Raw genomic sequence first — 11,533 nt, forward strand, 5'->3', positions numbered from 1 at the left:
GCTGTTACGGAGACGGAACGGTGATGGGGGCGGCATGGCCGAGCAGGCGGGGGAGCGCAGCTTCGCGGAACGTCTGGCGCACCTGATCGCGACCGTGCATCCGCCGGACCGCAAGCCCTACTCCTACCGCGAGATCGCCCAGGGCGTCGCGGACGTGACCGGCGTCAGCATGTCGGCCACGCACGTCCAGCAGCTCGCCGTGGGCGCGCGGCGCGACCCGAAGCGGTCGCACATCCAGGCGCTCGCGCGGTTCTTCGGCGTGCCGGTCACCTACTTCTTCGACGACGAGGTCGCCGGCCGGGTCGACGAGCAGGTCGCCGACGTGGTCGCCTGGCGCGACACCCAGGCCCGCGACCTGGCGCAGCGCGCGATGCGGCTGTCCGAGCGCGACCGGCGGACCGTTTCCGCCCTGATGGACCAGCTCGGCAGCTACGCCGAGGGGCGCGACCGCACCCGGCGCGGACGCAAGCCGGAGTGAGCCGGGCGGCTATGCTGGCGGCGGCCGGAGCGCCGGGGACCCCCTGGTGCACCAGGCTGGTCCAGCCGCCGATCGCCTCGGGAGGGGACATCGACCCGACCGTGCGAGCGCGCGCCCGCGACCGGGTGCGCGACCTGCTGCGGCACGTGCCCGCCCCGCGGCCGTGGTCGATGAACGCGTGGATCGACCGGCTGGAACGGCACCGCGGCCGCGACATCGACCTGGTCGCGGTCGACTACGCGCCCGGCCAGCCCTCCGGCGCGTGGCAGCGGCACGACGACTTCGACCTCATCGCGTACGCGGCGGGCACGTCGTCGCTGCACCAGGACCACATCATCGCCCACGAAATCGCGCACCTGCTGTGCGAGCACCGCGGCGAATGCGTGCTCACCGACGCCGAAGCGGCGACGCTCGCGCCGGATCTCAGCGCGCACCTGCTGTCGCATCTGCTCACCCGCGTCACCACGAATTCCGACGAGTACGAAGCGGAGCTCATTGCCGTGTTCCTGATGAGCGCCGCCACCGAGAGCGGTGCGCAGCTGCGGCCAGGCGCTTCCGGCCCGGCAGCGGAGCGCGCGCGGCGCTTCGCGTCGCTGCTCGGGTAGTGCGCGGATGATCGACGTTTTGTTCTTCGGCGTCGGCCTGCTCGCCGTCGCGGTCGGGATCTGGCGCGCGGTGCGAGCACGGCGGACCGGTGCTGGCGCGGGCCTCGCGACCAGCCTGATCGCCCTCGGCGTCGCGTTGTGCTTGCTCGCCGACAGTGCGCAGGCGATCGAGAGTCAGCTGTACCCGAGCCTGGGGCGGCTGCTGTCGAACCTCGCGACGATGGTGGCCGCGTACGGCATTGAAGTGACTGTCGCGGAGATCGGTGGCGTGGCAGAGCGTCGGCGGCGCGCGCGGCTCGGGGCGTTGATTGTCGCGCTCGTCGTGCTCACTGCGTCGTTCTTCGCGACGCGCGGGCTTCCGACGGGCGTCGGGCTCTTCGACGAGCTGTACCGGTCGAATCCGACACTGGTCGTGTACATCGTCGTCTACACGCTGTACCTGGGTTTGGCGGTGGCGGACATCGCCGTGGTGTCGGCCGGGGCGGTGCGCGCGGGTACGGGTGCGCTGCGGGCCGGGCTGGGCATCATGTTGCTGGCCTGTGTGTTCGCTTTCGCTTATCTGATCGGCAAGATCGTCGGCCTGATCGGTGATCTGACCACGGAGCATCCAGTCACGAAGCTGTGCCGCGGCGCGTTTTCGACGGTTCCGTGCACGCTCGCGGTCGGCTTCCCAGCGGTATCGGTGCTGCTGGTCGTGGTGGGGCTGACGGTGCCTGCGTGGCCCGCGGTGGGCCGGGCGGTGCGCGACGCGCGGACGCGGGCGGTGCTCCGGCCGCTGCGGGAGCACCTGGCTTCCCGGTACCCGGATGTCGTCCGGCTCGACGACGCGTCGGGGACCGGCCGGGAGCGGCTGCTGACGATGATGAGCGAGATCAACGACGGACTGCTGCTGTCCGGGGTCGGGCCTGAGTTGTCGCCGAGCGCGGCTGTGCGGGTGCTGCGCAGTTCTGAGCCGGTGCTTGACCAGTCCGCGGAGCCGCCGGTGCTGCCCCAGGAGACCGCGTTCGCGGCTGAGGTGGCTCGGCTGCGGGCTATCGCGCAGGAGTTCCGAGCGGAGCCGACAGCCGGAGCTGCCAACCCTGCTCCGTGAGCACGACGAGGTGCAGCGTGTCCGCCCGGGCGGTGAGCGGCAGCGCTGCTCGCGCACGTTCGGCGACCTCGGCGCGCTGGTCGTCGGTGCCGCCAAGGGCGATCGTCAGGTGCGCTGGCGGGTGCGCTCCGAAGCGTCCGCCGTACGGGGGCACGTCGGGCCAGTGATCGCACACGGCGTCGGCGAGGGGCTGGAGCGCCGGGGCGGCCGCTGCGACGAATCCGGGTGCGAGGACGAGGTCGGTGAGCTGCACATCCGTTACGGGGAAGCTCGCGGCGAGGTGTGTGACGTCGGCGTCGGTCTGTTCGGTGAGCCTTTCGGCGGGCAGGAACGGGTACAGGGCCGTGACGTGCGGCGGAAGACCGGGACGGACGAGTCCGGGGTCGACGGCCGCGGCGGTTTCGAGCAGGACGGCGGCGGACGGGAGCGTGACGACGAGCGCGCTGGTTCCGGGCGTGGGCACGGCCCCGATCCTGCCGGACCGCCCGCGCCGTCGCACCGCAAGGGCCCCGCTTCCCGGCGTAAAGGAAAGGCAACCCTTTCTTTTCTGCTTCTTCCGGTGAATTCCGCTTAACCGAACCCTAAGTCTTCCCCAAGTCCGCCGACGGCGATTCCCGGCGGTCCTACACTCGGTGGATGAAGATCGTCCTATGGACCGCATTGTGCGGATTGTGCGCCGTCACCGGCCACGTGCTCCTGGGCGTCGTGGCAGGTTTCCTTCTGCTGGCTTGTGTTCCGCGCCGTCCCGCCCCGGGCCGGCCGGCACCCGAAAGAGAATTGATCAGCTCCCGCGGCTGACTTTCCGGAGAATTCCCCCGGAATTGCCGCCCGGCGGCCGGCGCCGCCTCCTCCCGGCCGCCGGAGTCCCGGAATTGTCGGTGCCGTGCGGTACAACGGTGGCCGGCGAACAGGGAGGGAACATGCATTACGTCGAACACGGTTCCGGCACGCCGGTGCTGGCCGTCCACGGCTGGATGCCGGACCACCGCCTGATGACCGGCTGCCTCGAGCCGGTCTTCGCGCGGCGGCCCGGATTCCGGCGGATCTACCCGGATCTGCCCGGCATGGGCGAGTCGCCCGCCGGGTCCGCGCGCGGGTCGGACGACCTGGTGGCGGGGCTGGCGGACCTGGTGGACGACCTGATCGGGAACGAGCCGTTCCTGCTGGTCGGCGAGTCGTACGGCGGCTATCTGGCGCGCGGGCTCACGCGGGCGCGGCCCGAGCAGGTCGCGGGGCTGGCGCTGGTGTGCCCCGTCGGCCGCCCGGTGCCGGTGCTGGAGCGGGACGTGCCGGAGCACGAGGTGCTGCGCGCCGACCCGGACCTGCTGGCGAGTCTCGATCCGGTGGAGGCGGCGGAGTACGGGGAGATGGCAGTGGTCCAGTCCGAGGAGACGCTGGCGCGCTTCCGCGCGGACGTCGCGCCTGGTCTGGCGGCCGCTGACCGGGCCGCGCTGCAGCGGATGCTGACGGGCTGGAAGCTGTCGGTCGATCCGGAAAGCGGTCCGGTGTACCGGAAACCGTCGCTGATCGTGTGCGGTCGGCAGGACGCGTCTACGGGATTCGCTGAGTTGTACGGATTGCTGGGGCACTATCCGCGGGCGAGTTACGCGGTGCTCGACCGGGCGGGGCACAACCTGCAGTTCGAGCAGCCGGTGTTGTTCGAGGCGCTGATGGACGAATGGCTGGACCGGGTCGAGGAGGGGAGTGGTGCGGTGACGTGAGGGTGGGTGGGGTGCTTGCTGGCTGAGGGGCCCGGCTGTTCCTGCGGCGTGTGGTGCGCGGTTTAGCGTGGTGCCAGGTCGGTGCCGGGCGTGGCGACTTGCTGAGCGCTGGGTGGTGGCGCGCGGTCGGGTGCTGCTCGGCTTTTTCCTGCGCAAGGTTGTGCCGTTGCGTCACGTGGTGCGCGGTGTGGTGTGGTGCGCCGGGGGTGGCGAATCGCTGCGTGCTGTGCGGTGATTGGGTGCTGTTCGCGGTGTGGTGAGCGATGTTGCGTCGTGGCGGTGCGCGGTTCGTGTGGTGCCGGGCGAGTCGCTTTGCGGTGGCGGGTGGTCGGGTGCGGCTCGGCTGTTCCCGGGTGCGGCGGGCGGTGCTGCGTTGCGTGGTGCGCGGCGTGGTGTGGTGCCGGGTTGGTGCGCGGGCGTGGCGAGTCGCTGCGTGCTGGGCGGTGGTCGGGTGCTGTTCGCGGTGTGATGGGCGGTGCTGCGTCGTGCGGTGCGTGGGTTCGTGTGGTGCCGGGCGAGTCGCTGTGCGTTGGCGGGTGTTCAGGTGCGGCTCGGCTTTCCCGGTTCGGCAAGTGGTCCTGCGTCGTACGGTGCGCGGTTTGCTGGGGCCCTCGGGCGATGCTGCATGAGCCGAGCTGCCGTGCGCGGCTCGCTGTGCGACGGCAGTCAGCTGCTCTGCTGTTCCGCGCGCGGAATGTCGTCCTGCGTCGCGTGACGCGGGTCGATGTGGTGCTGGGTCGGTGCCGGGCGAAGCGAATCAGCGAATGTTCCGGTCCCGCTCCACGATCCGGTGCGTGGCAACCACTCTCGCCCGTCGTCGGCCGGATGCGCGGCTCAACGCGGCGATCCCTAGCAGCCGAGGCGAGTCGCCCAGTGTTCACCGCAGCGTCGTTGAAGGGGGTGGCTTCGAGGGCTAGCGTCGGCGCGACTTCATTGCTGCGGAGGTAAGCCATGTCCACTGGGGAACTCAACCGGCGCAACCTGTTCCGGGCCGGAGGCGTCGTCGCGGCGGGGGCGGCGATGAGCATGGTGCCGGGCGTCTCGTTCGCGGCGCCCGCGCCCGGTGCCGGGCAGCAGACGAAGACCGTCACCGGCACCTTTCGGCCGGACGTGCCCGACTGGTACTACCTCCCGGTCGACGTGCCGCGCGGCGTGAAGCAGATCGACGTCGTCTACTCCTATGACAAGCCGTCGGTGCCCGCGGGGACGCGCGGAAATGCTTGCGACATCGGGATGTTCGGGCCGGAGGGGCACGAACTGGGCACCCGCCGCGGCTTCCGCGGCTGGTCCGGCGGCTTCCGCGACCGGTTCTCGATCAGTGCTGCCGAAGCAACTCCCGGGTACCTCGCCGGGCCGATCACGCCTGGCCGCTGGCACGTGATTCTCGGTCCGTACACGGTCGCGCCGCAGGGGCTGAACTACCGCGTCGACATCACGCTGACCTTCGGCCGCGACACCGCGAAGCCGTTCCAGCCGAACCCGGCGCCGGAGACCGCGCCCGCGCGCGACCGCGGCCGTTCCTGGTATCGCGGCGACTCCCACCTGCACACCGTCCACTCCGACGGCAAGCGCACGCCCGAGCAACTGGTCGCGGATGCCCGCGCGGCCGGCCTGGACTTCATCGTGTCCACCGACCACAACACGTCCAGTTCGCAGCTGGTGTGGGGCAATTACGCCACCGACGACCTGCTGATCCTGAACGGCGAAGAGGTCACCACGCGGTCCGGGCACTGGCCCGCGATCGGCGTCCCGGCAGGCACGTGGATCGACTGGCGCTACCGCGCTTCCGACCCGCGCGACTTCCGCCGGTTCACCGACCAGGTCCACCGGGCGGGCGGTCTGGTCACGGCCGCGCACCCATTCGCGAATTGTTTCGGCTGCACCTACGAATTCGCGTACGAGATCGCCGACCTCGTCGAGGTATGGAACGGCCCGTGGACCGCGGACGACGAAGCGAGCGTCACGCACTGGGACGGTCTGCTGCGCGGCGGCCGGTGGATCCCGGCGATCGGCGATTCCGACGCGCACAACCCGGACCAGACCGTCGCGCTCCCGCACACGGTCGTCCAGGCGGACCGGCTGGGCCGGGCCGAACTGCTCGCCGGGCTCAAGGCAGGGCGTTCGTGGCTCGCCGAGTCGAAGGACGTGCAGCTCGACTTCTCCGTGTCCGGAGCGGGCCGCAGCGCAGGTATCGGCGGACGGCTCGTCGCGGGCATCGGCACGCCGATCGAGGTGCGCGCGGTCGTTCGGGGAGTTCCCGGCACGACCGTGACGTTCCTCGACCAGCTCGGCCCGGAGCACAGCGAGACCGTCCCGGAATCCGGCACCGCGACCGTCACGTGGACGACGTACCCGCGCTACAGCCGCTGGGTCCGCGTCGAGGTGCGGCGTTCGTCGGGCAGTCCGAAGACGACCACGCCGAACGCCATGGTCGCCATGTCGAACCCGATCTTCCTGGGCGCCGCCGACGCCGGCTGACCCGACCCGAGCGTCCCGCGACCCGGACGCCCGGGCAGACTGTGCACTTAAAGTGGGCAGTGGGGAAGGGCGGGCACGGGTGCGCGGGTGTGGCGTGCGAGCGGCGATCTTGGCGGTCGTCGTGGCGCTCGCGGCGGTGGTCGTCGTGGTGGTCATGTTCTCGAGCAGTGACGAGGTGAAGACCCCTGGCTGCACGGTCGCGTTGCCGAAGGGGCCGAACGACGCTTCCGCGCCGCAGTACACGCTGCAACCGGAACCCATGAACAACGCCGCGATCATTGCCGCCGTCGGGATCAAGCAGGGGCTGCCCTCGCACGCGGTGACGGTCGCCCTCGCGACTGCCCTGCAAGAGTCGAAGCTCCGCAACCTGAGCGGCGGCGACCGGGATTCGATCGGCCTGTTCCAGCAGCGCCCGAGCCAAGGCTGGGGCACGCCCGACCAGCTCCAGGACCCGGTCTACTCGGCGACGGAGTTCTACAAGAAACTCGCGAAACTCGACAACTGGCAGACGATTCCGATCACCGAAGCGGCACAGGCGGTGCAGCGCTCCGGCGCTCCCGACGCGTACGCCCAGTGGGAAGACGAGGCCACCGCGCTGACCGGAGCGCTGACCGGCCAGTACCCCGCGGCGCTGACCTGCCGGAACCTCACGCTGAACCCGCCGGCGAACCTGGTGACCGTCGCGAACGCCGAACTCGGCACGGCGCGCTTGAGCGGCGCGCACCCGTCCGCGGAGGGCTGGCGGATCGCGAGCTGGCTCGTGGCCCGCGCGGCGAAGCTGGGCGTGGACCGGGTGAGCTTCGCCGGTCAGACGTGGACCGCGGAGGCCGGGGCGTGGGCTCCGGACGAGAAGGCGGGGCAGAATCTCTCGCTGCATCAGGCTCCGGCCGCGCCGCCCAGCTCAAGCTGATCGGGTGCGCTGACGGGCAAATTCGACGTGACCGTGGCGAGTTTGTCGCCGGGTCGTTCGGCTTCGAGCCTTAGCCGTCCGCGGTCGCGAGGACTCTGCGCCTCAGATCGAAAGCGGACAGCACGTGGACGCCTTCGTCGTGGAGGGAGCGCAGGGCAGCGTCGTCGCCAGGGTCGAGCGCCGCAGCCGCTTCCCACATCGCGCGCTCCGCGGCCCGCCACTGCGGACGATCCCGGACCACAACGTTCGCGAAGCCCGCGCCGACGAGTCCGGCTTCGGTGTCGACTGCCCGGATTCGTGCCGAGACGCGCTCGTCCGCGCGGTCGACAGCCTCCCAGGTCGTCAGCGCGACGCGTCCGCCCGGACGGAGCACCCGGCGTATCTCGTCAAACGTCTCGGCGGTCGCCCGGAACTGGATCGCGTCGACGCACACGACCGCGTCGACCGACTCCGCTGGTAAGGCCGTGTCGGCAAGGTCGCCCACCTGGAACTCCGCGTCCACGGAATCGAACTGCCGAGCCAAGGTCCGAGCCTGCTCGATCGCCGCCCGCGAGAAGTCGACACCGATCAACCGCGCCCCGGTCCGGGATGCGATCTCGAGGCCGTATCCGCCGCGCCCGCACGCCAGGTCCAGCAGCCGGTCGCCGGGCGCGAGCCGCAGCGCCTCGACGACTTCCGCGATGCCGTCCCAGGAGAGCAGACTGCTCGACAGCAGCCGCGGCGGCAGGCCCAGATGCCGCTGGGGGATCTCGTCGCGGGCGGGGCTGTCCAGCATGTTCGAGTACCACTCGTCGAAGTCCTCCGCCGACGGTCCCGATCCGGAACTCACCGCAGTCCTCCTGAGCCTGTTTTCCGTCGCTGTCCGGGTCAGCTGATCGCTGAGCGGTAAAGCTGGGCGATGTCGTCGTCGAAGTAGGCGCTGTAGGAGACGTCCGGGGTGGCGCCGCCGGTCTGGTAGCCGCCGATGGCACCGATGACGGTACCGGTTCCGGTGTTCGGGTCCTGGTTGATGACCCAGGGGCCGCCGCTGGTGCCGTCGGGGAAGCCAGGGCAGGCGACGCGTTGCTGGTAGGTGTCGGACTGGGTGGTGGTGCCCGTGCAGACGACGGGTTGCTCGGTGCCGTCCGGGTAGCCGGTGAGGGTGATCGTGTGGGAGAAGCCTTGGTTCGTGCCGAGCTGGTTCGCGCCGGTGAGGCTTTCGAGGCTGGCGGAACCGGGCTGGGCGACCTTGAGGAACGCAAAGTCGAGGTCCTGGTCGGACGAGGACTTCCACCCGTCGGCGACGACCGCGGCGGTGACCTGCCAGGTGCCGTACGGGGCGATGCCGTCGTGGTAGCCGGGTTTGAAGGTGATGCCGGAGACGTCGCCGCCGATGCAGTGCGCGGCGGTGAGGAGCAGGTCGCCGGTGGGGCTGTGCACCACGCTGGCCGAGCAGAAGTGGTTGCCGCCGGAGAACAACGCGCCGACTGCCGGGCTGGCCGTTGCGGTGTTGCTGCGGGAAGTATTCGCCCCCGTGCTCGGAGAATCGGCGGTTGCGGGGGTGCCGCTGGACGAGGTGCTTGTCCCGGTGCCGGGGGAATCGGCGGTTGCTGGCGTGTTGCTGGAGGAGGTGCTCGTCCCCGTACCGCGGGAATCGCCGCCGGTCGCGACGGCCGGGGTGCCCGTGCCGCTCGGCTGGGCGGCCGGACCGGTGACGTCAGCGGTGTCGACGACGGCGTTGGCGCCGCCGGTCGCGACGATCGCGGCCGCCGCGCAGACGATCAGCGCTGTGCGGGAAACGTTGACTCTCACGCTTCAAGATGACCATGCCGACGCTCGCCGGGCATCCTGTGCGGCCGGATGCACAGCAACCTCACAGCGCTCGCACATCCGCTCACAGCAGGGGGATTTCGGGTCGGGGGAGGCCGGGATTTTCCACCCTCGCGGGGGTGGTGCGCGGGGGGTTGGCGAGCGCTGGGAGGTGCCTTCTCGACACCCGCATCGGTGTCGGGTGCGGCATGAACGGCCAGCTTGGTGGGCTGGCGGGTCATGTGGTCAGCGCCGCGGGATGTGGCCTGGTTGAGGTTGGGGTTGCCCGGGTTCGTGGGGTGATCGGCGAGTTTGGTGGTCTGGCGGTCATGCGGGCAGCGCCGCGGGTTGCGGCCTGGCTGTGGTTGGGGTTGCCCGGGTTCGTGGGGTGATCGGCGAGTTTGGTGGTCTGGCGGTCATGCGGGCAGCGCCGCGGGATGTGGCCTGGCTGTGGTTGGGGATGCCCGGGTTCGCGGGGTGACCGGCCAGTCTGGTGGGCTGGCAGGTCATACAGGCTGTATGCGGCGGTACCGGCGGGCGCGCTGCCCTCGGCCCCGGGCGACCGGCCAGCCTGGGGGACTGGCCGGTCACCTGCTGGGCAGGCAGCCTGCGGGACGGCCGCATGGTCGAGCCCGTGCGGTCTCCGGTCACCCACTCGATTTGCGTCGAGTCGGCGGCTGTTGCCGGTCCGGGCGTTGGCCACCGGCCGGACCGGCAACAGCGTGCCCACGACTTCGATCTGACGAAGTCGGGCGCCTACCTAGGCGACACCGCCTCCGAGCCGAAGCGGGTTACTCGCGTGCCGCGGATCGGCATGGTCACTCACCCGCCGGCGGGGTGTGGGTGACCAGCAGGGTCACGCCTGCTTCTCCGTCGCAGTCGACCATGACTGGGCCTACTCCGTTGCCGATCTTCGTCGTGAGTTTCGCTGTTGCCTTGAAGGCGTCCGGGTTCGGGTCGACGATCTTGAGGTCCTTGAGGATCTGGTGGCCTGGGTAGCCGCCGATCACCTTCTTCAGGCCCTTTCCTCCGCCGCAGTTGCCGGTGATCGTGACTTCTCCGCCGGGAGCGGCGGGGTTCGGGTCGACCTTCACGGTTGCCCGGGCGCCCTCCGGCGGCTGTTCGGCGGCGGGCGGCTGGGCGACAGCGGCAGGCGCGGCAGCAGCGACAGGCGCGGCTGGATGATCGCTGGTGGCGGCCGCCGCGACGCCGATCGTGCCGCCTGCGATGACGGCTGCGGCCAGTGCCGTGCCTGCGACAAGGCGGCCGTGGCGCAGGATGGAAGACTTCGCTGACATTCGGGTTCCCTCCCTCGGTATGTCCATTGAGGACACTGCGGTTCACCCCGGGTTATGGGGTTCGTCCGGGTAGTCGCCGCGACCCCCTCCGCAGGTTCTCTCCGGCACGAAAAGTGACGGGGGTCACACTGGTGGGGAAAGGCTACGATAGCGGGAAATCCAACGCTGGCGGGGAGTTTTCGTGACAGTGGCCGGAGAAGCGCGCGAACGGCTGAGTCCGCGGGTCGCCAAGCAGGTGCGCGACCTGATCCTGACCGGCGCGGTCCGCGGCGGCGAGCGGCTGCGCACCGAGCATCTCGCGGAGCGGCTCGGCGTCAGTGCGACACCGGTGCGCGAAGCGTTGATGGCGCTCGCGGGCGAGGGCATGGTGGATTTCCGTCCAGGGCGCGGATTCCGGGTGATCCCGGTGACGCGCCGGGACGTCGTCGACGTGTACGCGATGCAGGCCTACGTCTCCGGCGAGCTGGCCGCGCGGGCGGCGGAAGCGTTCGATCCGGCGGGGCTGGCGCGGCTGGACGACCTCCAGCGCGAGATCGAGAAGACCGTGCGCGAAGGCGACCTCGACGCGACCGAGCGGGCCGATTTCGCGTTGCACCGCATGGTGAATCACGCGGCTGCCGCGCCGAAGTTCACGTGGATGCTGTCGTTGACCCTCCGGTACGTGCCGTTCTCGGCGTACGCGGACATTCCCGGCTGGCCGCTGCTCGCGCGCGACGACCACGATCGGGTGCTCGCCGCGTTGAACGAGCGCAAGCCGGAAGCGGCGCGGGAAGCGATGGCGGCGCACATCCGCGAGGCCGGGGACCTGCTGGTCGACTTCCTCGCGGCGCAGGGCGTGCTCGCGGCGCACTAGACAGCCGGAGCGTTTTCTATAGAATCCGGCCCGAGGGACAGAACCCAGGGCGAAGGAGACTCGGTGGCTGAGCGCGACGTGCTGTACATCGGCGGCGAATGGGTCCGCTCGGACGGCGGAGCTTCGATCCCGGTGGAAAACCCGGCCACCGAGCAGGTCCAGGCGCACATTCCGGAGGGCACGGCCGCGGACGTCGACCGGGCGGTCCGGGCGGCGCGCGAGGCGTTCCCGGCGTGGGCGGAGACCAGCCGGGCCGACCGCCGCGAACTGCTGCGGAAGCTGCACGACGGCCTTGCCAAGCGGGCGGAAGAG

Annotated in this window: 12 protein-coding genes; 8 read left to right on the forward strand and 4 right to left on the reverse strand. The window is 70.8% G+C overall.

Annotated elements, in window-relative coordinates:
* Positions 1 to 34: 34 nt before the first annotated feature.
* Genes WA670_RS43210 through WA670_RS43220 form a run of 3 tightly spaced genes read left to right on the forward strand, consistent with a single transcriptional unit; the run spans position 35 to position 2,173 of the window.
* A complete protein-coding gene (locus tag WA670_RS43210; RefSeq protein WP_037815518.1) occupies positions 35 to 478 on the forward strand; it encodes a hypothetical protein in 444 nt (147 codons plus the stop codon).
* Positions 475 to 1,083 (forward strand): hypothetical protein, encoded by a 609-nt coding sequence (locus WA670_RS43215; RefSeq protein WP_235146665.1) that lies wholly within the window; start codon positions 475 to 477, stop codon positions 1,081 to 1,083. The genes WA670_RS43210 and WA670_RS43215 overlap by 4 nt, the downstream gene beginning before the upstream one ends.
* Positions 1,084 to 1,090: 7 nt before the next feature.
* Positions 1,091 to 2,173, forward strand: a complete 1,083-nt coding sequence (locus WA670_RS43220) for a hypothetical protein (protein ID WP_336161958.1) — start codon at positions 1,091 to 1,093, stop codon at positions 2,171 to 2,173.
* Here the strand turns inward: WA670_RS43220 and WA670_RS43225 are convergent.
* Entirely contained in the window at positions 2,115 to 2,636 is a 522-nt protein-coding gene (locus WA670_RS43225) for a 2'-5' RNA ligase family protein (protein WP_238605712.1), read from the reverse strand. The two genes, WA670_RS43220 and WA670_RS43225, sit on opposite strands and share 59 nt — an antisense overlap.
* 457 nt (positions 2,637 to 3,093) lie before the next feature.
* Here WA670_RS43225 and WA670_RS43230 point away from each other — a divergent pair, with 457 nt between their 5' ends.
* From WA670_RS43230 to WA670_RS43240, 3 genes are all read left to right on the forward strand, one after another.
* Entirely contained in the window at positions 3,094 to 3,894 is an 801-nt protein-coding gene (locus tag WA670_RS43230) for an alpha/beta fold hydrolase (protein WP_134668113.1), read from the forward strand.
* Positions 3,895 to 4,845: 951 nt separating this feature from the next.
* Entirely contained in the window at positions 4,846 to 6,372 is a 1,527-nt protein-coding gene (locus WA670_RS43235; RefSeq protein ID WP_037815524.1) for a CehA/McbA family metallohydrolase, read from the forward strand.
* Positions 6,373 to 6,466: 94 nt separating this feature from the next.
* On the forward strand, positions 6,467 to 7,282 hold the full coding sequence (locus WA670_RS43240) for a hypothetical protein (RefSeq protein WP_037815525.1): 816 nt from the start codon (positions 6,467 to 6,469) through the stop codon (positions 7,280 to 7,282).
* Positions 7,283 to 7,352: 70 nt separating this feature from the next.
* Here the strand turns inward: WA670_RS43240 and WA670_RS43245 are convergent, their stop codons facing one another.
* From WA670_RS43245 to WA670_RS43255, 3 genes are all read right to left on the reverse strand, one after another.
* Complete coding sequence (locus WA670_RS43245) at positions 7,353 to 8,111, reverse strand: class I SAM-dependent methyltransferase (protein ID WP_051729105.1); 759 nt, start codon at positions 8,109 to 8,111, stop codon at positions 7,353 to 7,355.
* 38 nt (positions 8,112 to 8,149) lie between these two features.
* Entirely contained in the window at positions 8,150 to 9,073 is a 924-nt protein-coding gene (locus tag WA670_RS43250; RefSeq protein WP_037815527.1) for a trypsin-like serine peptidase, read from the reverse strand.
* Positions 9,074 to 9,888: 815 nt separating this feature from the next.
* Entirely contained in the window at positions 9,889 to 10,368 is a 480-nt protein-coding gene (locus tag WA670_RS43255; RefSeq protein WP_037815532.1) for a hypothetical protein, read from the reverse strand.
* A 181-nt stretch (positions 10,369 to 10,549) separates the two neighbouring features.
* Between WA670_RS43255 and WA670_RS43260 the strand changes: the two genes are divergently transcribed.
* Positions 10,550 to 11,221, forward strand: coding sequence for a GntR family transcriptional regulator (locus WA670_RS43260; protein WP_009079497.1), 672 nt, complete (start codon positions 10,550 to 10,552; stop codon positions 11,219 to 11,221).
* Positions 11,222 to 11,284: 63 nt separating this feature from the next.
* A partial coding sequence (locus WA670_RS43265; protein ID WP_336161962.1) for an aldehyde dehydrogenase family protein occupies positions 11,285 to 11,533 on the forward strand: 249 nt, incomplete at its 3' end.

Source organism: Amycolatopsis sp. VC5-11 (assembly GCF_037034185.1).
GTDB classification, from domain to species: Bacteria; Actinomycetota; Actinomycetes; order Mycobacteriales; family Pseudonocardiaceae; genus Amycolatopsis; species Amycolatopsis nivea.

Coding starts and splice junctions, on each gene's coding strand:
- WA670_RS43230 (WP_134668113.1), top strand. CDS start 3,094: ATGCATTACGTCGAACACGGTTCCGGCACGCCGGTGCTGGCCGTCCAC.
- WA670_RS43235 (WP_037815524.1), top strand. CDS start 4,846: ATGTCCACTGGGGAACTCAACCGGCGCAACCTGTTCCGGGCCGGAGGC.
- WA670_RS43255 (WP_037815532.1), bottom strand. CDS start 10,368: ATGTCAGCGAAGTCTTCCATCCTGCGCCACGGCCGCCTTGTCGCAGGC.
- WA670_RS43220 (WP_336161958.1), top strand. CDS start 1,091: ATGATCGACGTTTTGTTCTTCGGCGTCGGCCTGCTCGCCGTCGCGGTC.
- WA670_RS43210 (WP_037815518.1), top strand. CDS start 35: ATGGCCGAGCAGGCGGGGGAGCGCAGCTTCGCGGAACGTCTGGCGCAC.